The sequence below is a fragment of the Corallococcus sp. AB032C genome (assembly GCF_003668935.1).
Lineage (GTDB): Bacteria > Myxococcota > Myxococcia > Myxococcales > Myxococcaceae > Corallococcus > Corallococcus exiguus.
Window position 1 is genome coordinate 40,932 of record NZ_RAWP01000056.1, and the last position, 20,721, is coordinate 61,652.

Below are 20,721 nucleotides of genomic sequence, written 5' to 3' on the forward strand. Positions count from 1 at the left end.
CGGGCTTTGCTTCCGGGCGGGGACGTTCGGCGATAGGGTCCCGCGCCCATGAGCGGCAATCCTTCGTCCCATCCCCCACCCCGCCTCGCCCTTGCCTACGCCGAGATGCTGGTCCGGCGTCCCGGCACCGTCATGACCGTGCTGCTGTTGCTGCTCGGCATTTCGTTGTGGGGCACGTCGAAGCTGACCATCAATTCGAACCAGCTGGACCTCATCTCCCAGGACCTGCAGGAGGTGAAGGACGTCAAGCGGGTCATCGACATGGTGGGCGGCAGCGGCTTCTTCATGGTCGCGCTGCGCGGCGATGACGAGGCCACGCTCAAGAAGGTCGCGGACGATCTGGCCGTGATGGTGGGCAACGACAAGGAGCACGCGCGCTCCCTCACCTACAAGATCCCCGTCGAGTTCGTTCAGAACAACATGGTGCTGTTCGTGAAGACGGAGGACCTGGCCGAGGGCAAGCGCCGCATCATGGCGTTCCTCAAGGATCAGATCCGCCGCGCGAACCCCTTCTACATTGAAATCAAGAAGACGGAGCCGGTGAAGCTGGACCTGCAGGACCTGGTCGACAAGTACTCCAGCGTTGGCAACAAGAGCATCGCGGACGACTACTACATCTCCCAGGACCGCAAGCTGCTGCTGCTCCTCATCAAGCCGATGTGGGACACCAACCAGATTGGCCAGACGAAGCTGTACGTGGACAAGCTGCGCGTGGACCTGGAGCAGTACTCCAAGAGCAACGCCGCGGGCGTGCAGCTGGTGGAGGACTACTACAAGATGGGCGACAAGAAGACGGTCGCCTATGGCTTCACGGGTTCCTACAAGACGGCGGTGGACGACTCGTACGCCATCGAGGACTCGCTCCAGCCGGTCACCATCATCGCGCTCCTCGCCATCTTCATCATCACCATCGCGTTCTTCCGCAAGTGGGCGCCCACGCTCATCGTGGTGAGCGGCACGGTGGTGGGCACGCTGTACACGCTGGGCTTCACCTACGCGACGCTGGGTGAGCTCAACATGATCACCTCCATCCTGGGCGGCATCATGTTGGGGTTCGGCATCGACTACGGCATCCACTTCATCTTCCGCACGCGCCTGGAGCTGGGCGCGGGCAAGCGCTACGACGTGGCCATCCGCGACGCGGTCATCAACGCGGGCCGGCCCGCGCTGGTGTCCGCGGTGGTGGTGGCGGGCTCCTTCTACGTGCTGATGGTGAGTGAGTTCCGCGGCTTCTCCCAGTTCGGCCTCCTGGCCGGCACGGGCACGCTGCTCCTGGGCTTCACGCTGTTCTCCTGGTGCCCGGCGATCCTGGCCATCGCGGGCCGCAAGAACCCGGAGCTGCCGCAGAAGCTCATTGGCGTGATGAAGCCGCCGCCCACGAACAACGCGACCGGCAAGGAGCTGCGCATCCCGCGCCCCGGCCTGGTGCTGGCGGTGGGCTGCGTGATTGTCGCGGTGGTGTGCGGCGCGGCCATCCCGTGGAAGAGCGGCGAGCCCCCGGCGAACGCGGGCTTCTTCGCGCGGCTGCCGTACGGCGTGCGCTTCAACTACAACACCCGCGCGCTGATGCCGGCGAACCAGCCGTCCGTGCTGCTCCAGGATGAAATCAACGAGCGCTTCAAGATCGCCAGCGACCCGCTGGCCATCTACACGAAGGACCTGGCGGAGACGGAGGCCCTCTACAAGGAGCTGACGGCCGACCCGAAGAAGCGTCCGGCCATCGCGCAGGTGATGAGCCTGTTCACCTTCGTGCCGCCGGAAGGCATCTCCCAGGCGAACACCAAGATCCTGGAGGAGTGGCAGGAGGAGCTGAAGGACATCGACGTGAAGGCGCTGCCGCCGGAGACGCAGGAGAAGGCGGCCCTGTTCTTCAAGATGCTGGAGGCGCGGCCCTTCGACGTGCACCACGTGCCGGAAATCTACGCCTCGCAGTTCCGCCACCTGCCCACCACGAGCCCGGAGAACCACGGCTACCTCACGTTCATCTACCCGAGCGTGGACCTGTGGGACGGCAAGCAGATGCTCCAGTTCGCGGACCAGACCAGCTCCATCAAGGGCATGGTGACGCCGGGCAAGTTCACGGAAGGCGGCCCCACGGGCGCGCCGGTGGAGAAGGAGTTCCGCGCGGCGGGCGCCACCCAGCTGTACGCGTCGCTGGCGCGCATGGTGCTCAAGGACGCCAAGCTCACGGTCATCCTCACCGCGCTGTGGATTCTGGTGATGCACTTCGCGGACTTCCGCAACGCGAAGCTGGCGCTGGCGTCGGTGATTCCGCTGACGGTGGGCCTGGCGATGATGATGGGCTTCATGGCGCTGTTCGACCTGCGCCTGAACTTCATGAACATCATCATCCTGCCCATCCTCCTGGGCTTCGGCGTGAGCCACGGCCTCTACCTGCTGCACCGCTTCCTGGAGGGCACGTCGCCCCTGGTGGCGCTGCGCAGCGTGGGCGCGGCGGTGGTGTCCTCCACGCTGACGGCGGTGGCGGCCTTCGCGGCGCTGCTGGTGGCCAGCCACAACGGCCTGCGGTCCATGGGCCTCGTGGCCTGCATCGGCCTCATCACCACGCTGCTGGTGTCCTTCACGGTGCTGGCGGCGGTGATGCAGCTCATGCACGACAAGCGGCAGAAGGACGCGGGACGTTCGCAAGAGGGCGGTTCCGCCCCGGGCGGCGACTCGTCCTCCACACGCGCCGCCTGACAGCGCGGAGGAAGCGCTTAATATCCGCGCCGGACCTTTCGGCCCCGCCTTCCCCCAAGGGAAGCGCGGGGCCGTTCTTTTCTTCGGGAGCTTCAAGCCATGGGGACGTTCAAGCGGGTGGGAGCGGTGCTGGGTCTGATGGTGCTCACGGGTTGCGCGAGCACGGTGAAGAGCCAGCGGCTGCGTCCCGACTACGCGACGGTGGACCGGCAGCAGGTGAAGCGGCTGGCGGTGGTGACGCAGCCGTTCCCGCCGGGCCAGCAGTACGTGGGCGACCTGTGGAGCCTCATCGCCCGGCAGTGGCTGAACCAGAACCGGGACTACCTGGTGAAGGCCAACACGTCCCTCTCCGAGCGCCGCACGGACCTCACCTTCCAGGACCAGTGCGTGGAGGGCATCGAGGGCGTGCTCTGGCTGGACCCCACGGTGAAGCGCGTGGGTGACGGCGCGGAGGTGGCGGTGAAGGCGCAGCTCATCCGCTGCCGCGACGGCGAGGAGGTCTGGGCCGCGGAGGCCGGCGGCAGCTGGGACTCCGAGGACAAGAAGTACGTGGAGCGCAAGGAGCAGTACGTGACGGAGCTGAGCAAGGACGTGGAGCCCTACGTGGTGCCGTCCTACAAGCTGCTGGTGGCCACGCTGGACACGCTGCCCAATCCCGAACTGAACGACGCGGACAAGAACGAGAAGATCGACCTGGGCGAGTAGCGTCGCCCAGGTGGAACCTCAGGTCCTCATCTGGCGGTTGGTGCTGGCCACGCTGCTGGGCGGCGTGCTGGGCCTGGAACGCGAGGCGCGCAACCAGGCCGCGGGGCTGCGCACGCACACGTTGGTGGCGCTGGGGGCGTGCTGCTTCACGCTCTCCAGCGTGTACACGGAGGAGTTGCTCCGGATGGGCGCGAACCCCAGCGGCACGCAGACGGACATCAGCCGCATCGCCAGCCAGATTGTCGTGGGCATCGGCTTCCTGGGCGCGGGCGTCATCCTGCGCCACGGGACCTCCGTGAGAGGGCTCACCACGGCGGCGAACCTCTGGGTGACGGCGGCGGTGGGCCTGGCCTGCGGGCTGGGCCTCTACGTGGCCGCCAGCGCCACCGTGGCCCTGGCCCTGCTGTCCCTGGTGGTGCTGCGCCCCGTCTCCCGCCTGCTGACGCCCGAGGAGGGACGGCACGGCAAGCGACACGAGCAGCCGCCAGAAGGCAAGAACAGCGAGGACGGGCCCCCCACGGGTGAAGAGGGGTCCCGTCCCCAGTGACGTGCGGGGTGCGTGCGGCCACCCGCCAGCCGGCCCCTACTCCAGGGGCACCAGCGCGCCCGTCAGGTCGTGCGTGTAGGCCACCGGCCGGTGCGCCCTGTCCGGGTGGCAGTGGTCGTCCTCCAGCTCCAGCGCGCCCTCGGCCAGCATGGCGCCCGGGAGACTGGCCAGGTCCCGGCGCAGGTAGACGTCGTCCCCGTCCAGGTCCGCGACGTCGGAGAAGCGCACCGGGTATTCCCGCTCGAAGATGCGCCCCGTGCCGATGGTGAAGCCGCGCGGGTCCACCGCGACGATGCCGCCGAGCGCTTCGCCGTCCCGGTCCCGCACCGTCATGCCCCGCTGAATGTCCGTTGGCTTGAACACGCTGCTGCCTCCTGCACTCGTGTCCGGCGAACGTGCGCACTCCGCCTGGGAACGACGACCCCCTCCCCTCGCATTCATGCGGGGGAGCAGGGCCTACACGGACTCAGGTTCAGGATCATGCGCCGGCGACAGCAGCGAGCCTTCCTGGCCGCCGCCGAAGCGCCGGTCCATCTCCGTGCGCACGAAGCGCTCGATCTCCTCCGCGGTGGTCAGCTCCATGGCGCCCTGGAGCATCTCCACCGCTTCACTCCGGCTCACCCGGCGCATCATCCGCTTCACCACCGGAATCTGCCCGGACGTCATGGACAGCTCGTCGAAGCCCAGCGCCAGGAGCACCAGGGTGAAGAGCGGATCTCCCGCCATCTCGCCGCACATGGAGACGGGGATGTTGGCGGCCTTCGCCGCGTCCACGATGCCCTGGAGCATGCGCAGCACCGACAGGTGCAGCGGCCGGTAGAGGTACGCGACCTCGCGGTTCTGGCGGTCGATGGCCAGCGAGTACTGGATGAGGTCGTTCGTCCCGATGGAGAAGAAGTCCGCCTCCTGCGCCAGCCGGTCCGCGATGGTCGCCGCGCTGGGCGTCTCCACCATGATGCCCACCGGGAAGCGCTTGCCCACCGGCACTCCCGCGCGCCCCAGCGCCGTGCGGCACGCCTCCAGCTCGGTGCGCGCCTCCCGCAGCTCACTGACGCCGCAGATGAGCGGGAACATCAGCCGCAGGTTGCCGTGCACGCTGGCGCGCAACAGGGCGCGCAGCTGGACGCGGAACAGCTCCCGGTTGGACAGGCAGTAGCGGATGGCCCGCAGGCCCATGGCCGGGTTGGGCTCCTTCTCGTGCTTCGTCTTGCCCGGCACCTTGTCGCCGCCCAGGTCCAGCGTGCGGATGGTGACGGGACGGCCCCCCATGGCCTCCAGCACCTGCTTGTAGGCGCGGTAGTGCTCCTCTTCCGTGGGCGCCGTCTTGCGGTCCAGGAACATGAACTCCGTGCGGTACAGGCCAATGCCCTCCGCGCCGTGAGCCAGGAGCGAGGGGATCTCCTCCAGGAACTCCATGTTGCCGTTGAGCCGGATGCGGAAGCCGTCCGTGCTCACCGCGGGCTGGTCCTTCGTGGCCAGCGCCAGCTGCTCGCTCTCCAGGTAGCGGCGCTGCTCCTCCCGGAACAGCGCGAGCTGGTCCTCCGTGGGGTTCACCAGCACCACGCCGCGCGTGCCGTCCATGGCCACCAGGTCGCCCGGCGAAATCTGCTCGCTCGCGCGCCCCGCCCCCACCACCGCGGGCGTCTCCCGCGCGCGAGCGACGATGGCGGTGTGGCTGGTCTGCCCGCCCAGGTCGGTGACGAAGCCCGCCACGCGGCCGCTGCGAGCCATCATCGCAGCGTCCGCGGGCGGCAGGTCATGCGCGACGACAATTGCCTCCGCCGGCACCTCCACGTCCTCATCCACCACCTGGCCCATCAGGTTGCGGATGATGCGGTCGGCCACGTAGTCCACGTCCGAGCGGCGCTCGCGGAAGTACTCGTCCGGGATGTTGTCGAAGAGGTGCTTGATCTTGCGGGCCGTGCGCCGCACTGCCCACTCCGCGTTGATGCGGTCCTCGACGATGAGGCGGTTGACCTCGTCCACGAGCATGGGGTCGTGGAGCATCAGCCGGTGCGCTTCCAGGATGAGGGCGTGGTCGCTGCCCTCCGTGCGCGTAATCTGGTCCTTCAGCTCCGCGAGCTGGCGGTCGGACAGGTCGATGGCGGTCTTCATCCGCATCCGCTCGGGCTCCACCTCCGCGTCCGCCAGGCGCAGCTTGGGCGTGCGGATGCGCTTCCTGTCCAGGATGAAGGCATGGCCCACCGCCACGCCCGGAGAGGCGCCGATGCCCGTCAACCTGAGTGTAGGGGTGGCCTGGCTGCTCACGGTTCTCCTGACCTCACGGGGAGTCTAACTCCCCTTTCGACGCTTACTGCGCTTCGCCAAACCGGTCCTCGATGAGCTTTTTCAATTCGGACAAGCAGGCCTCGGCGTCCTCGCCCTTGCAGGTGAGGGTCACCTGGGTGCCCTGGGCCGCCGCGAGCATCAGCACGCCCATGATGGACTTGGCGTTGGCGCGCTGTCCGGAGGCCTTGATGAAGACCTCGCTCTTGAAGCGGTTGGCCACCTTGACCATCTGCGCCGCGGCCCGGGCGTGCAGCCCCAGCGCGTTGATGATCTCGAAGGTTCCCTCGGCTTCACTGGCCATCGTGCGACTCCCGCTTCACTCGACTGTTCGTACTCACAGAAAGGCACCCGCCGCGCAGGCCAATCCCGCCGCGACGTAGAGGACCACGTAGGTGGGGACGCGCCGGTTGACGAGCACGTACGCCAACACGCCCACCGCCAGGCACCCTACCGCCAGGAACGGCGCCCAGGTCCCGCCCGCCGTCGCCCCGAAGCTCAACGCCAGCCACGCGGCCAGGCCGCCCGCGCTCGCCGCCGCCACGCCCCTCAGCCGGGCGCCCTTGGCGGGAAGGTTCACCCGCGCCACGGCCTCCACCAACCGGTCTCCCAGATTCAGGCCCAGCCAGTACAGCCGGATTCGCAGCAGCAGGTGCACCAGGTTGTACAGCACCAGGAAGAGCGCCACCGCCCAGACGCCCAACAGCGGCACCATGGCCGCGCACAGGCCGCCCACCGCGGGCTTGAGCGACAGCCAGAAGAACCCGTCCCCCAGCGCCGCGAGCGGCCCCATCAGCGCCGCCTTGAAGCCCACCACCCGATCCGGCGTCTCTTCCCCTCGGGCAATCTTCTGCTCGTGGTTCACCACGCCGCCCACGATGGCCGCCGCCACGTACGGGTGCGTGTTGAAGAAGACCAGGTGCCGGCGCACCGCCGCCTCGCGCAGCGGGCCCGGTGGGTACAGCTTCGCCAGGGCCGGGTAGACGGCGTACGCGAGCCCCAGGTTCTGCATGCCCTTGGGGTTCCACGACGCCTGGAGGAAGAGCGAGCGCAGGAACACGCGCAACAGCGTGCCCCGGGACAGCCGCACGGGCGGCGTGAAGGCGGGCGCGGCGGCGCGCGCGGAAGGCACGGGCGTGGACGTGGGCGTCGTGGTCAAGGCCGGTGCTCCTGCAACTGCGCCAGCACCACCGCCGCGGTGACGGCCGCCGCGGCCAGGCCCGCGTACAGGGGCGCGCGCTTCGCGTGGCTGGACTGCGCGGCGATGGCCGCCGCCACGGACGCCATGGCCGGGTACGCCCACGCCAGGCCCCGCACCAGCGGGTGCGGCAGCGCCACCATCAGCGGCTCCAGGAAGAAGCCGGCCAGCGCGCACGCGCCGGTGATGGCGCCGTAGGACACGAAGTGCGGCCACATGCCCCACAGGTTCTGCCGCATGGCGCGGTTGAGGTTGCCGGCCTCCGCGGACGACAGCGCCACGCGCGCGAGCCGGGCGGAGTAGCCCTCCAGCAGCCGGTCCAGCCTCCGCCCCACCCGTCCCAGCCCGATGAAGAGCAGCACGGCCAGCGACCAGATGGCCGGCGTGGAGCCCGCGCCGGTGGCGGCGGTGAGAGTGGCGGCGGCGGCGGCGGTGCCGGTGGCCGCGAGCGTGTCGTTCTCAGGGAGGGAGGCGCCCAGGTTGGCGGTGCCCAGGTAGAACAGCTCCAGCAGCATGCCGACGGACAGGCCCCCGGCCACGTCGCCCAACAGGGCGCCCATGAACGTGGCGGCCACCAGGGGCCGGGACAGCATGGCCTGGAGGAACGCCTTGCGCTCCACGGCCACCAGGCCCCCCCAGAGACACGCGAGCGCCACCTGGGTCCAGCCAACGTTCACCGGCTCACCCGGCCTTCGACCAGCGCTCGGTCAAATCCGGCAGGTCCACGGACTTCTCCGCGGGCACGGCGCGCGCCTCCACGCGCACGCCCTGGGCGGAGAGCTGCTGGAGGGCCTGCAGCTCCCCTTCCGCCAGGAAGACGGACGGCGACACCTGCCGCCTTCCGGTGCCGAAGTGCACGTTGCCCAGGTTGAGCTGGTCCATGACCAGCCCGTGCTGGAAGGCGAAGGGTACGGAGGCCACATCCCTCAGGAGCACCAGGGTGCGTACGCCGTCCTTGGACAGGGCGGCGAAGTCCACCTGGGCCAGGGGGAGGATCAGCACCTCGATGGCGCTCTGCACGGCGAGCGCCATGGCGGCACGGATGAGGGGACTGGAGGCCGCCTCATCGTCCGCCACCACCACACGCGACACCTTGAGGTGGGGGAGCCAGGCTTCGACGACCTGACCATGGATGAGGCGGTTGTCGACGCGGACCAGGGTGATCACGTCAGTCTCGAATCGCCGACCCGTGCGGGTCCGTCATGTTCGCGGCTGCTGCTGGGCCTCGCGAAGCAGGGCGGATGCACAGGTGATGTTGCGCTGGCCGTACGACGCCAGCTGGTTGGCCATGTCCGACAGGGCCATCTGCTCCGAACGGAGCGAGTTGGCCTTCAGCAGCATGGGCAGATTGACGCCGGCCAGGACTTCCAGATTCATCCGCTGACACATCATCAGCGATTCCTTGCAGGGGGTACCTCCGAAGAGGTCGGCCATGATGATGACGCCGTCCCCTTCATCCACGGCCTTCACCGCCTGCTTCATCTTGGCGCGAAGGTCCTCCACTGGGGCCCCCGGCTCGATGCTGCAGGTAGCTACCGCGGGCAGCTTGCCCACGATCTGTTCAGCGGTAGCGACAAGCTCATCCGCGAGACGCCCGTGCGATGCGATGACGAGGCCGACCATTGATCACCCCTGAGCCACTTCCCGGGAGAATTTGCGTCCTACGCTCATCAACGACCGGACGCAACTCCGGTGAAGCATTCCGCCTGCACCTGGGAACCGCTTCCCCAACGACTTCGCTTCGAAGGTAAGGCGACTGCGCCCACCATGCCTGGAATTTCAGGTCCGGGGAAGGGACACGGTGTCGTCTGCCGGACGGGGAGCCGGGCGCGGTCTCCCCACGCTCTAGGAGATGCGCGGTGTGGCCCCGCGGTGCGTGCCCTGCGGGGCGAGCCCGGCGCCCCCGCTCGGTGGGTAGGAAGGCGACCGGGCCATCACACGGGAGCTGCTGTATCACCTGGGAATCCCGGGAGGGCCCGCGAGGTCCAACGGTACTCGGGGCATACCGGATTCTTGGGACCTGTCGCATCGGGTGCGGTGTCTCAGTGGACGACCAGCCGAGCCCTCTGCTCGGCGGGACGGATGCGAGCGGTGGCGCCGGCACCGAAGGTGAGGAAGTCCTCCTCCATGCCGTCGCTGAAGATGACGCCGCCCTGGGGCATGCGGGACTCGAGCACCAGCTCCGCCTGGGCGGTGACGAAGCCGCCGACGATGTCCGCGCCGGAGTGACGGCTGACGAAGGGCTCGCGCACGACGAAGGCGAGCCGCGCGTCCTCCCAGCCGAGCGTCCAGGGCTTCCCCGGCGTGCCGCCCGTGCAGCGGGTGAGCCCCTGCGCGAGCGCGAACACGGACGACAGCCACCCGCTGGAGCCCGCGCCGGTGGACACGAGCACACCACTGGAGGACTGCGACTCCTCCTTGCCGCCGTAGCGGACCTGGTAGCGGGCGGACACATGCGTGCGCGCGCCGATGAACAGGTCGTTGAAGGCGAGCAGCCGCTGTCCGTCCTGGAGCCGCGCCTCCGCCAGCTGCACCTGGCGCATCCTCGCGCGGCCCTCCAGGGTCCGCTGCACGGCGCTCCGGGCCTCGCGCGGGAGGAAGGGCAGGAGCACGCCGTCGAAGCGCGTCGGGTCTGGGTTCACGCCCACGAGCGGCTGGCTGCCCACGTACTTGGCCACGTTGGCGACGAGCCCGTCCTGCCCTATCGCCACCACCACCTCCTTGCCGGTGAAGAGGAAGGTGGGCACGAGCGAGCGGTCCACCTGCTGCACCGGCAGGCCCACGTCCAGCTGCGAGCGAAGGGCGTCCACCGCGCGGCGGTAGGTGTCGTCCTCCGCCTCGAACCCGTTGAAGTCCTGGCCGTTGTGCTCCACGTAGAACTTCGCCTGCTTCTTGGTGTTGAAGCGGACCACCAGGTCCGCCAGCCGCGTCTTGCGCGTGACGAGGACGACCTTCTCGAACATGGCGTGCCTCCCTCCCGGGACTTCAGCGGTCGCGGGGGTCGAAGTTGTGGACGTCCGGGCGGCCGGGCTTGGGCGGCTTGGGGCTCGGCGGACCGGCGTTTGACGGCAGCAGCGAGCGCAGCAGGTCCGGCGACACGTTGAGCTCGCCGATGCGCTCCGCGTTCTCGCCCATCTCGCGGAAGGCCAGGGCGATATTCAGCGCCGGGTCGGCGCCGTTGGCGGACGTGGCCAACAGCGTCTTCCAGTCCATGCTTCGCACCGGCTCCAGCGTCTTCTCCAGGGTGTACGCGCGCGCGTCCGCGGACTGGCGCTCGTTCTGGACCCAGCGCTCCATGAGGGCGGCGCGCTGCTCCTCCACCGCGATGTCCGCGGCCATCTTCGCCTCGCGAATCTGGCGCTGGCGCTCCTCCACCACCAACTCCGTGGCCAGCTCGCTCTCCTTGATGCGGCGCTCCTGCTCCACGGCCGCGTTGCGGCGGGCGTAGATGGCCTCGTCCGCTTCACGCTGGAGCCCTTCGCGCGCGGCGGCTTCCAGCGCGCGCGCCATCTCCGGCGTGGGCTGGATGGAGAGCACGGAGAAGGCCATCACGTGCACGCCCAGCGCCTTCACGGACTCCGCCTCCGCCAGCGCCGCGAGCACCCGGGCCTCCAGCATGTCGGACTGCACCAGCACCTCGCGCAGGCTCAGGGACTGCACCACCGCGCGGGCGCGCACCTGCGCGGCCTGCACCAGCCGGTCCGACAGCTTCTCCGGGTCGTCGGAGCGGTGACGCCCCGCCGGGGTGATGGAGTAGTCCAAGAGCCCTGCCAGCCTCCGCGCGTCCTCCACCCGGTATGTCAGCTGCCCCTGGATGGTCACCGGCTGGAAGTCGCGGGTGACCTCGTTGAAGGCGAACGGGACGTCCGCGCTCGACAGGGGCACCGCCACCAGCGTCGTCGCCGGCTTCCAATAGAGGAACGACAGGCCCGCGCCCTCCCGGACCACCTCGCCGTCCCGGTACTGCATCACGTACGTGGTCGGCGTCGACTTCATGTACCCAATGAACATCCGCGCATCCCCCTCACCTGCTGCGTCTGGTTTGTGTAACCTGGACACCATCTTAGTGTTGTCTGTACACGTTCGCAACAACGTGTGCGGGAAAGCGGTGTAGGTGGCGTGGATGCCGGTGGACGGGGTGGGCCTGGGCGTCCTTGAATCGGGGGCATGACGCGCAAGCTCGGGGAGCAGTTGATCCTGGATGGAGTGCTGACGCCGGAGGTGTTGTCCCGGGCGCTCGCGCGGCAGAAGGAGACGGGGCTGAAGCTGGGCGAGTGCCTGGTGCGGCTGGGCGTGGACGAGACGCCGGTGTTGCGGCTGTTGGCGCAGGAGTTGAAGACGCGCTTCGTGTCCACGGAGAAGCTGGCGCAGGCGAAGGTGGACGCGGCGCTGTTGGAGCGGGTGCCGGTGCGGCTGGCGGAGGGCTTCGACTTCATGCCGCTGCGGTTGGTGCAGGACGCGCTGTACGTGGCCATCTCCGAGCCGCAGCGGCAGCGGGCGTTGGAGGAGATCGCGAAGACGGTGGGCGTGGCGCAGGTGTTGCCGTTCGTGGCGGTGCGCAGGTCCATCCGCGCGGCCATCCGGAAGCACTACTACGCGGACACGCACGCCTTCGAGCACCCGCCGGAGGACCTGGCCTGTCCGCACTGTGGAGCGTCGTGCAAGCCGGGGGACTTCCAGTGCGCGCGCTGTGAGCTGCTGCTCGTGCGGAGCGTGGAGGACCTGCCGCCCCGGGACAACGTGTCGCTGGTGCGCGCGCTGCTCACGAGGCCGGAGCAGACGGGAGCGCGGGGCGTGCCCCGTCCGCCGCAGCAGGAGGCGACGCGGGTGGTGTCGTTCCAGGCGCAGGCCCAGCCGAAGACGAAGGGGCCTCCGGTGCGGCCGGTCATCGTGGCGGGGCTGGACCTGGTGAACCGGCCGCTGAGCCCGTTCGAGGCGTACGTGCTGTCGTTCGTGGACGGGCGCACGGCGCTGGCGGACATGGCGATGATCACCCAGGTGACGGAGCTGGAGCTGCGCGCGGTGTTCGAGTCGCTGTCGGAGCGCGGCGTGACGAAGCTGGTGGGCACGCTGGCGTCGGCGGAAGTGGCGTTCACGGGGGATGGCGTGCCCGCGTTCTCGCGCGAGCCGAAGACCGTGCCTCCGGCCGCGGCCGCGAAGGTGGCGGCGGCTCCAGCGGCCCGTGCCCAGGCTCCACGACAGGCGCCGATGCCTTCGGTCTCGCTGGCAGCCGCGCTGGCGGCGAAGTCTCCTTCCGTCGCGCCAGCTCCGGTGGCCAGGAAGGAGGACGCGCAGGAAGAGGTGCTCCAGCGTGTCGTGCGGCTGGAGCAGGCGGGGAAGATGGCGGAGGCGCTGGACCTGCTGGAGCGCAGCATCGGGCTCCTGCCGAAGCCCGCGCCGCTCTACAACCGCATGGGGATGATCATCCTGAACCACCAGCGCGATTACGAACGCGCCAGTGCGTTCTTCAAGATGGCATCGGACCTGGAGCCGGAGAACAGCGTCTACACGATGAACCTGTACTCCGTGCTGGCGCTCAATGCCGAAGCCACGAACGCTGGGCAGAAGAAGCCCCGGCGCTGAGCGGCCTCGGCCTGGAGGACCTCCGGATAGGGACCAGGAAGAACCGGAGAGGTGGGCTGAAGTCACTAATCCTTTGGAGTGGTGTCTCTGCAGCACCAGGAGCGTGGGCGCCTACCATCCTTGCCTTGCAGCACTCTTTTGGCCCACCCTTGTCATGCCATTCCCATTGCGGAGGCGCGCGTGCCAGGGACTCATATAGTCAATGAAGCAGACGGCTTGAGTTCGCTATGGCTCATTGCCAACCACTACCGAATCCAACTGACTGCGCTCGAACAGCGGAACTCACTCATCATGAGTCGAGTCCCACTGGGACATCCGCGCCGTGGATGGTTGAAGGTGGGAGATAAGGTCCACATCCCCCTGGCTCCGGCGGCTGTCCGTGCCACAAAGCACAGTCAGCAACCCCCAAACGCCCTCCTGGATGAAGACAAGTGGAGGGCCTTCTTTTTTGTCGTCGTGGATGTCACCACCTCCTCCGGGAAGGTGGTGAGAAAGGTGCTGGAGTTTCCGGGCCCCAGTCAGGCGCAGTACGCCCTGGCGAAGCCGGAGATTTTTGGCATGCAACCTCCCAACCCCAATGCTCCCTTCTCAATTGGAGAGCACGCGTTGGGACACAACCAAAGCAAGTTTCTTTCGGCGAGTACGCAGAGAGGTGGTGCTCCCAATATCGCAGGCCGACCTACTTACATCGACATCAAGAAGGCAACAGCCGCCGGGGTGAAGTTCCACTCAACAGAGGCCATCCTGGAGGACCTGGCGCTGCTTGAAAAAGCCCATCCACATTGGCGTCCCCGCATTGAAAAGCTCAGAAAAGCAATTGTGATGGAAGGTGAGGTCCTACTGGAAGGAAGCGTGCCCGCCTCAGCCATCCAGCGGACGCATCACGCGATGACCGCGGCTCGAAGCTTGAAAGCAATCCAGGTCATTGGCATGGCATTCACGGTCTATGACGTCGGCAAGGCCACGGCGAAATCCGTGAAGCAGGGCTCCATCAAGCCCATCACCGCAGAGGGGATTCGGCAGGTCGGAGGATGGGCTGCGGCCGTCGCGGGGATGAAGGTTGGCGCGTTGACCGGTGCCGCGCTGGGAGTTGAAACGGGCCCGGGAGCCATTCTCACCGGATTCGCGGGCGCACTAATCGTTGGAACGGCAGGGTACTTCGGAGCAGACTGGGTCGCGGACTTCATCGACGAGAATTAGCGGCCTGCCCCTTGGGGATCATGAATCTGGACCGACAGATCCACCGCGTCTTCGGGCTCGAGAAATCTTCGGTCCCCGTGCGACAGCAGTCCCTGCCCGTGAGCGATACGAGCCTGGCATTCATGGGCTATCCCATGCTGCGGCAGGCGGAGGTGTTCCTTTCCGTCCCTGCACTGGAGCGCTGGCGGACGGAACAGTCTCTGGCGTTCCCCCAGGAGTGCTGCGTCTGTCTGCGGGCAGTGCAGCGCTTCCTGCCAGTCCATGCTGCCCCAGGATGGATGGGCCTCCTTCGCCGGAAGCAGATCCTGGCGGCGGTTCCCCATTGTGAGGAGCATGGGCGCCAGGACGAAGCGCGGCTCCTGGTCCAGGTGAACACCTGGAGCGAGTGGGTCTGCCAGGTTGCACTGATCGGGCAGAACGAAGCGTTTCTCCTCAAGACCCGGGAGCTCAACCAGACCGGGGATATGGCGCCCCCCTGGAAGGCATTTCCCGGGTACGAGCCCATGTCTTCAGGATGGCGACAGGGCAATGGGGAATATTGGTTTGCTCACGTCTGGTCTTCGTTCTGGCAGCGCTTGTCACCTGCGGAGCGACAGCAATACAACCAGCGATGGGCGGCTCCAACAGACTGGCACTCACGGCTGATGGACCGTCCCTGAGCCACGCCCCGGCGCTGAAGGTGCCCTCATGCCCTCCCCTTCCGAGTCGTACCTGCTGGACTTCCATGCGCGCCTCGCGGGCGTGACGTCGCGATGGTTCGGGCACGCGCCCGTGCAGCGGGATGAGGAGACGGCGCCTTCAACCTATGCGCTGCTGGAGGCGGTCGTGCCTCTCGATGCACGGCCCCTGGCGGTGCTCGATCTGGCTTGTGGAGATGGCTACCTCCTGGAGCTGCTTGCCCGGAGGAATCAGTCCGGGCTGTCTTTGATGGGGCTCGACATGAGCGAGCACGAGCTTGTCGCGGCACGGGCGCGGTTGAACGACGCCGCGACCCTGTTCCAGGGACGCGCGCAGTCGCTTCCGTTCGGCGATGCCAGTGTCGATGTGGTGCTGAGCCACCTGGCGCTCATGCTGATGGACGACGTGGAGACCGTGCTCGCGGAGCTGCGGCGCGTGCTGAAGCCGGGCGGACGGGTGTCCATCGTCGTGGGTGGAGACCTGGTGCCGGGCAACGCGCTGGAGGTGTTCGCCGGACTCATGAAGAGCGCGGTGGCGGTTCCTCCCACGCGGCTGGGCGATCCGAGGGTCCGATCCAGCGATGGGTTGCGAGAACTCTTCGCCGGGGGCTTCGTGGACGTCACGGTGCAGTCCCTCTCCGTGCTGGGCGATGGCGCACCGAGCGAGGTCTGGGAGTCGCTGCTCACGACATACGACGCGGACCGTCTGTCCCCGGCTGCACAGGCGTTGCTCAAGGCCTCGTTCCTCCAGGCCGTGGAACCGCTGCGACGCTCGGATGGCAGCATCCCGTTGCGCTGGGGAATGCGGCAACTGACAGCGACCCGAGAGGCTCGCGCGACATGACCCTTCCCAAGAAGGGCACCCGCCGGGTTCGCTTCGGTGAGACCCATTACGACTGGCGCATCCGGAAGAAGCCCACGTACTCACAGTTGGTCGGCGCCACGCCCATGCTCCTGGCAATCCAGGCCAGCGAGGACGTTCCCCGGTGCGTGCTCGTGGTCAACCTTCGCGTCAGTCGCCCAGACAACCTGATCTACTCGCACCAGACGGCCATCACTCCGGGTCAGGTTCGCGACATGATCCGGAGGGCAATCGCGGCGGGATGGAGGCCCCTGGTCGCGGGGCCTCAGTTCCACTTCGAATACAGCGTTCCGATGGATACTCCCGGGACCCTCTTCCCAGAGCCCAAGCCCAAGAAGACCGCGCCCCCTCCCCGCGGGAAGAGGACGGTGATTCGCAAGCGGAACAAACCGGTCAGCCGCCGGTCCAGGATTCAGGCCTCACCTTGATAGGTGCCGCTCGGCGACAACCGCCGACAGATGAACCCCTCCTGAGTGGGAGTACAGGCCGTTGCTTCGAGTTCCTCGAAGACGTGCCGCAAGGTTGAAGTCAGCTTGACTCCGAAGACCTCGATTTCGGACCACGGGGGGTCATGTGCGAGCGCACCATGGTGCTCGTTCACATCACCGGCGATCCTGGCACACATCGCCTCGGGAGATTCTCCATCGAGAGCGGCGAATGACGTGACGCCCACCGCAAGAGGATCGGCTGCCGCATCCGCCAAGCCGCTCTTCCAAACGCTTTGGATGACTGGAGTGTTCTCGCGCGATTCAACGACCCACACGTGAAAGACGCGAGCCAGCTCAGCCACCCGGTCTCCGAAGCCCTGATCAACCACGATCCCCACTTTGTGCGTCGGCATTGGCATGGTGCGGTCCCAACCCGGCTCACCCGCGCGGCGTCCACGGGACGACGTGCAGCGTGTCGCCGGCTTCCGTGGGCTTCGTCTCGTGGAGCGTCATCGCGAGGGCGCCTGCCGCATCGCGCGTGTGATGCACGATGAGCGCAGGGGTGGGAATCCCCGGCATGGCTTCCGTCAGCCATGCGTAGCCCTCCTCGGGGGTCTTCGCCTCCAGGACGGCGATCGTGGCGTGTCCCGTTTGCGCCGCGGTGCAGAGCATCCGCATGTCCTCCAGCGTGCGCACCTCGTCCGCGAAGACGACATCCGGGTCCTGCCGCAGGAACGAACGCAGCGCCTGCACCAGCTTCAACTCAACGCTCACCTTCACGACGCCAATGGCGCCTCCCGGCCCTCCCTTTGGCTCCTCCACGGCCGCGAGCGCGTGCACGTTGTCGGGCAGCGCATCCATCACCGCTCGCAGGGTCGTGCTGCGGCCCGTGTTGGATGTTCCCGTGAGCAGCACCAACTGGCCGTTGAACAGCGTCTTGTCCAAGCGGTTGAAGAGCCCCTTGAGGAACTCCGCCGCTTCGGCGGAGAGCGGGAGGCTGGCGATGCTCGGGTACGCCTGGCGCGTCTCCCGGTCCCTTGCCAACACCGTGGTCCAGATGCCCAGTTCGTCTTCTCGGAACGACACGCGGAACTCGATGTCCGGATCCGCCGCGCCCGCCGGGAAGGACACGTGGCCCCGGTCGGCCAGCACCGGATCCGCACCCCGCTTCGCGTGCGCCGCCAGCGCCTTCCCCAGCGGCCGGTACAGCGCGTACGCCAGGGACTGACGCACGGGCACCCGCTCCGCGCCCAGCAAGCCCACCGTGCCCGGCGTGTCCTTCGCGATGAAGAACAGCGTGATGCCCGCGTTGATCACCCGGCCGCCCGTCTCCGCTCGGGCTTCGTCGCTGTCGTCCTCGTCCTCGTCCTCGACGCTCTCCGTGTCTTCCGCCGCCCAGACGGAGAACATCGCCGCGCCCGTCCTGCCCGCGACGTCGAAGAGGGCCGCCGCCAATGCTTCCGTCGTCCTCGGCGACGCGGCCGTTCCGGACGGCGCCCGGCCCGCTTCCCTCAGTTCCTGGAGCAGGCTGGCGAACACGGCTTCCGGCGTCGCGGGGGCTTCGGACTTCGGGCTCGGAGTCGTCATGGGCGCGGACCATGGCATGGCCTCTCGCGGCCCGGCCACGGGGGAAACGGCCCCCGGGAAGCCCCCTCCTCCTTGGAAACCGGTACGGCCGCCGGCCTGCCATGAGAACGAGCGAGGAAGCCCCACAGAAGGGCTCCCCTCCAGCAGGCGCTTGGGTAACATCGCTTGATGTTCAGGCGTCTTACCAACGCGCTGCGACGGCTGTGGCTCCGCCCCTCCGAAAGCAGCCCCCCGGACCGGCAGAACCTGCTCGGCGGTACCGAACCCACCGTCGCCACGCCCCGGCGCTCGCGCGCGTCGGTCGCGGAGGAGTCCTCGCCTCCGGTCCGCACCAGCCGCCCACGCCGCCCGGCCGTCCGCATCGTCGCGCACGGGGCCGCTCCGCACGTCAGCAACCGCAAGACATCCAGCCGCGCCGGCGTCCCCCCCCCGCGCTTCTACGACCTGCACGACGACTTCCGCGCCCCCGGCCGCTGGGAACCCGGCGACCCGCTGGACCCGGAGGACAAGGAGGTGGGCGACATGTGGATGTTCACCGCCGGGCGCCCCGTGAACCCGCCCGGCCCCCTCCACATCTCCAACGAGCTGAAGGCCGCCCCACTGGACTTCAGCCTCGCCGGCGCCAGCCTCACCCCCGTGGTGCACCCGCGCGTCGCCGCCGTGCTCGCGCGCCTGGCGCCGGAGGACGTGCAGCTCATCCCCGTGCACATCGAGGGACAGATGGAGCCGTACTTCCTCGTCGTCGCCACGCGCCTCATCCGCTGCGTGGACGAAGCCGCCTGCCTGGAGGTCCACCACTATGGCCCCGGCGACGGCGTCCCCTCGCGCGTGGGCCAGTACCGCACCGTCCGAGGCCTGCGCATCGACCCCACCCAGGTGGGCCGCGCCCGCGTGTTCCGCCCCTGGGGCTGGCCCGTCACCCTCGTCGTCTCCGAGGCCGTGAAGGAGGCCCTGGAGAAGGAGGGCATCACCGGCGCCTGCTTCACGCCCGTCACGGACACCCGGCACTGAAAGCCGGGGGTCCGGAGGACGTTCCAGCGCCCTACTCCTTCTCGATGTCCCGGTCCCACAGCTGCACGCGGCCGTAGTCCGCGGACAGCCGGCGCACCATCTCCGCCGCCAGCGCCACCGAGCGGTGCTTGCCGCCCGTGCACCCCAGCGCCACCGTGAGGTACGCCTTGCCCTCCTTCTGGTAGCGGGGGAACAGGAACCGGCAGAGGTCCACGACCTTCTCCAGGAACTGCTGCGTCTCTTCACGCTCCAGCACGTACCCGGACACCTTCGGGTTCTTGCCCGTGAGCCCCTTGAGCTCCGGCACGAAGTACGGGTTCGGCAGGAAGCGCACGTCGAACACCAGGTCCGCCTGCGGCGGCACGCCGTACCGGTAGCCGAAGGACATGATGGACAGGCTGGGCCCCGTCGTGGGCTCCGGGCTGAAGCGCCCCTGCACCATGCGCTTCAGGTCGTGCACGTTGAGCGCCGACGAGTCGATGACCTGGTCCGCCATCTCCCGCAGGTCCTTCAGCGCCTCGCGCTCCCGGTGGATGCCCTCCGCCACCGTGCCATCCGGGGCCAGCGGGTGGCGGCGGCGCGTCTCGCTGAAGCGGCGCATGAGGCTGTCGTCGCTGGCGTCCAGGAAGAGCACGTCCACCTGGTGGCCCGCGCGGCGCACCTCATCCAGCACCCGGGGCGCGTCCTTGAGGAAGACACCCTCGCGCGCGTCCACCACCAGCGCCATGCGCTCGGTGTTGCCGCCTCCCGCCAGCTCCGTGAGCTTGGGCAGGAGGAGCACCGGCAGGTTGTCGATGCAGAAGAAACCGGCGTCCTCCAGCGCGCGGATGGCCGTGGACTTACCGGAACCTGACATGCCGGTGATGACGATGATCTGCTTCGCGGGGGCGGTCACTCGACCTCTTCTCCCAAGGTGCGGCGCATCGCCCCCTGGGCGATGGCTCGATTGAGTCGTTCGGCGAACTCTCGCGCCGAATGGTGGCCCTGAAGCTTCAACAGCTGGTTGCGCGCGGCCACCTCCACGATGGTGGCCATGTTGCGTCCAGGACGCACGGGGACGACCGACAGGGGGATGTCCACGCCAACAATCTGCAGGTGCTTGTCCTCCACGCCCAGCCGGTCGTACTCCTGGTGCGGATCCCATTCCTGCAGCTCAATCACAAGCTCAATCTTCTTCTGTTCCCGGACGGCGGACACTCCGAAGAGGTCCTTGATGTTGATGATGCCCAGTCCGCGAATCTCCATGTGGTGCTTGATGACCGGATTGCCCGCGCCGTAGACGGCCCCCTTGCGCCGGGTGACATCCACGATGTCGTCCGCCACCAGCCGGTGGCCCCGCATCACCAGGTCCAGGGCGATTTCGCTCTTGCCGATGCCGCTCTTGCCCAAGAGCAGGATGCCCACGCCGAAGACGTCCATCAGCACGCCGTGCAGGCTGCTGGACTCCGTGAGCGCGTCCTCCAGGAAGTTCTGCACGCGCTGGATGAACTCGCTGGAGAGCAGCGGCGTCTTCATCAGCGACAGGCCCGCGGCCTCGCAGGCGTCCACCAGCGCGCGCGGCACGTCCAGCGCCTTGGTGACCACCACGCACGCCAGGTCCTCTTCGCTGAAGAGCTTGGCCAGCGAGGCGTGCTGCGCGTCCTCCGCCAGGGTGGCCAGGTAGGAGATTTCGGTGTTGCCGAAGACCTGGACGCGGTGCGGGTGGAGGTGCTCGGTGAAGCCCGCCAGCGCCAGGCCCGGCTTCTGGATGCGCGAGGAGTCCACCGTGCGCGCCAGCCCCTGGGTGCCCGCCATCAGGGTCAGCCGCAGGTCGTGGCCCTGGTCCTCGAGGAGCTGGGAGATGCGAATGGATTTCATCGTCGGGACCTGGATATCACCCACCGGCCTCCAGAGGTGAACCGCACCGTGTCCGCCGTCCCCCCCGCCTCCCCTACAGC

At 68.2% G+C, this 20,721-nt stretch carries 22 protein-coding genes; 9 read left to right on the top strand and 13 right to left on the bottom strand.

The window, feature by feature from the left end; all coding sequences use genetic code 11:
* Positions 1–48 precede the first annotated feature (48 nt).
* The 3 genes from D7X99_RS23810 to D7X99_RS23820 all read left to right on the top strand — a co-directional run bounded on the left by D7X99_RS23810 (position 49) and on the right by D7X99_RS23820 (position 3,952).
* Positions 49–2,700: an RND family transporter gene (locus tag D7X99_RS23810; RefSeq protein ID WP_121779778.1), complete on the top strand. Its 2,652-nt coding sequence runs from the start codon at positions 49–51 to the stop codon at positions 2,698–2,700.
* 99 nt (positions 2,701–2,799) lie between these two features.
* Positions 2,800–3,405, top strand: a complete 606-nt coding sequence (locus D7X99_RS23815; RefSeq protein WP_121779779.1) for an MXAN_6521/LA_1396 family lipoprotein — start codon at positions 2,800–2,802, stop codon at positions 3,403–3,405.
* A 10-nt stretch (positions 3,406–3,415) separates the two neighbouring features.
* On the top strand, positions 3,416–3,952 hold the full coding sequence (locus D7X99_RS23820) for an MgtC/SapB family protein (protein ID WP_121779780.1): 537 nt from the start codon (positions 3,416–3,418) through the stop codon (positions 3,950–3,952).
* Between the two features lie 36 nt (positions 3,953–3,988).
* Here the strand turns inward: D7X99_RS23820 and D7X99_RS23825 are convergent, their stop codons facing one another.
* The 9 genes from D7X99_RS23825 to D7X99_RS23865 all read right to left on the bottom strand — a co-directional run bounded on the left by D7X99_RS23825 (position 3,989) and on the right by D7X99_RS23865 (position 11,447).
* Complete coding sequence (locus D7X99_RS23825) at positions 3,989–4,315, bottom strand: hypothetical protein (protein WP_121779781.1); 327 nt, start codon at positions 4,313–4,315, stop codon at positions 3,989–3,991.
* A 93-nt stretch (positions 4,316–4,408) separates the two neighbouring features.
* Positions 4,409–6,220 carry a phosphoenolpyruvate--protein phosphotransferase gene (gene ptsP, locus D7X99_RS23830; protein ID WP_121779782.1) on the bottom strand — a complete coding sequence of 604 codons (1,812 nt, stop codon included), beginning with the start codon at positions 6,218–6,220 and terminating at the stop codon, positions 4,409–4,411.
* 43 nt (positions 6,221–6,263) lie between these two features.
* Entirely contained in the window at positions 6,264–6,542 is a 279-nt protein-coding gene (locus tag D7X99_RS23835) for an HPr family phosphocarrier protein (protein ID WP_120561227.1), read from the bottom strand.
* Positions 6,543–6,575: 33 nt separating this feature from the next.
* Positions 6,576–7,328 carry a PTS system mannose/fructose/sorbose family transporter subunit IID gene (locus tag D7X99_RS23840; RefSeq protein ID WP_120561717.1) on the bottom strand — a complete coding sequence of 251 codons (753 nt, stop codon included), beginning with the start codon at positions 7,326–7,328 and terminating at the stop codon, positions 6,576–6,578.
* A gap of 65 nt (positions 7,329–7,393) precedes the next feature.
* Positions 7,394–8,113: a PTS sugar transporter subunit IIC gene (locus D7X99_RS23845; protein ID WP_121779783.1), complete on the bottom strand. Its 720-nt coding sequence runs from the start codon at positions 8,111–8,113 to the stop codon at positions 7,394–7,396.
* A gap of 4 nt (positions 8,114–8,117) precedes the next feature.
* Positions 8,118–8,603 (bottom strand): PTS sugar transporter subunit IIB, encoded by a 486-nt coding sequence (locus D7X99_RS23850; RefSeq protein WP_120561225.1) that lies wholly within the window; start codon positions 8,601–8,603, stop codon positions 8,118–8,120.
* A 33-nt stretch (positions 8,604–8,636) separates the two neighbouring features.
* On the bottom strand, positions 8,637–9,059 hold the full coding sequence (locus tag D7X99_RS23855; RefSeq protein ID WP_121779784.1) for a PTS sugar transporter subunit IIA: 423 nt from the start codon (positions 9,057–9,059) through the stop codon (positions 8,637–8,639).
* A gap of 419 nt (positions 9,060–9,478) precedes the next feature.
* A complete protein-coding gene (locus D7X99_RS23860; protein WP_121779785.1) occupies positions 9,479–10,399 on the bottom strand; it encodes an NAD+ kinase in 921 nt (306 codons plus the stop codon).
* Between the two features lie 22 nt (positions 10,400–10,421).
* Positions 10,422–11,447, bottom strand: a complete 1,026-nt coding sequence (locus tag D7X99_RS23865) for an SPFH domain-containing protein (RefSeq protein ID WP_121779786.1) — start codon at positions 11,445–11,447, stop codon at positions 10,422–10,424.
* 156 nt (positions 11,448–11,603) lie between these two features.
* Here D7X99_RS23865 and D7X99_RS23870 point away from each other — a divergent pair, with 156 nt between their 5' ends.
* The 5 genes from D7X99_RS23870 (at position 11,604) to D7X99_RS23890 (ending at position 16,186) form a co-directional block, all read left to right on the top strand.
* Positions 11,604–13,019 (top strand): general secretion pathway protein GspE, encoded by a 1,416-nt coding sequence (locus D7X99_RS23870; RefSeq protein WP_121779787.1) that lies wholly within the window; start codon positions 11,604–11,606, stop codon positions 13,017–13,019.
* A gap of 336 nt (positions 13,020–13,355) precedes the next feature.
* A complete protein-coding gene (locus tag D7X99_RS42395; protein ID WP_147476243.1) occupies positions 13,356–14,219 on the top strand; it encodes a glycine zipper family protein in 864 nt (287 codons plus the stop codon).
* A 20-nt stretch (positions 14,220–14,239) separates the two neighbouring features.
* A complete protein-coding gene (locus D7X99_RS23880; protein WP_147476244.1) occupies positions 14,240–14,878 on the top strand; it encodes a hypothetical protein in 639 nt (212 codons plus the stop codon).
* Between the two features lie 28 nt (positions 14,879–14,906).
* Positions 14,907–15,740 carry a class I SAM-dependent methyltransferase gene (locus D7X99_RS23885; RefSeq protein WP_121779790.1) on the top strand — a complete coding sequence of 278 codons (834 nt, stop codon included), beginning with the start codon at positions 14,907–14,909 and terminating at the stop codon, positions 15,738–15,740.
* Entirely contained in the window at positions 15,737–16,186 is a 450-nt protein-coding gene (locus D7X99_RS23890) for a hypothetical protein (protein ID WP_121779791.1), read from the top strand. The genes D7X99_RS23885 and D7X99_RS23890 overlap by 4 nt, the downstream gene beginning before the upstream one ends.
* Here the strand turns inward: D7X99_RS23890 and D7X99_RS42400 are convergent.
* Together D7X99_RS42400 and D7X99_RS23895 are read right to left on the bottom strand one after the other, a co-directional pair.
* Complete coding sequence (locus D7X99_RS42400) at positions 16,171–16,605, bottom strand: hypothetical protein (RefSeq protein WP_147476245.1); 435 nt, start codon at positions 16,603–16,605, stop codon at positions 16,171–16,173. The genes D7X99_RS23890 and D7X99_RS42400 overlap by 16 nt on opposite strands.
* 19 nt (positions 16,606–16,624) lie before the next feature.
* Positions 16,625–17,773 (bottom strand): ATPase, T2SS/T4P/T4SS family, encoded by a 1,149-nt coding sequence (locus D7X99_RS23895; RefSeq protein ID WP_147476246.1) that lies wholly within the window; start codon positions 17,771–17,773, stop codon positions 16,625–16,627.
* Between the two features lie 168 nt (positions 17,774–17,941).
* Here D7X99_RS23895 and D7X99_RS23900 point away from each other — a divergent pair, with 168 nt between their 5' ends.
* Positions 17,942–18,784: a DUF1629 domain-containing protein gene (locus D7X99_RS23900; RefSeq protein ID WP_121779793.1), complete on the top strand. Its 843-nt coding sequence runs from the start codon at positions 17,942–17,944 to the stop codon at positions 18,782–18,784.
* Positions 18,785–18,815: 31 nt separating this feature from the next.
* On the opposite strand, the gene rapZ is transcribed toward D7X99_RS23900, so the two are convergent.
* Together rapZ and hprK are read right to left on the bottom strand one after the other, a co-directional pair.
* Positions 18,816–19,679, bottom strand: a complete 864-nt coding sequence (gene rapZ / locus D7X99_RS23905; protein WP_121779794.1) for an RNase adapter RapZ — start codon at positions 19,677–19,679, stop codon at positions 18,816–18,818.
* Positions 19,676–20,641: an HPr(Ser) kinase/phosphatase gene (gene hprK / locus D7X99_RS23910; RefSeq protein ID WP_120581488.1), complete on the bottom strand. Its 966-nt coding sequence runs from the start codon at positions 20,639–20,641 to the stop codon at positions 19,676–19,678. The genes rapZ and hprK overlap by 4 nt, the downstream gene beginning before the upstream one ends.
* Positions 20,642–20,721: the final 80 nt, after the last annotated feature.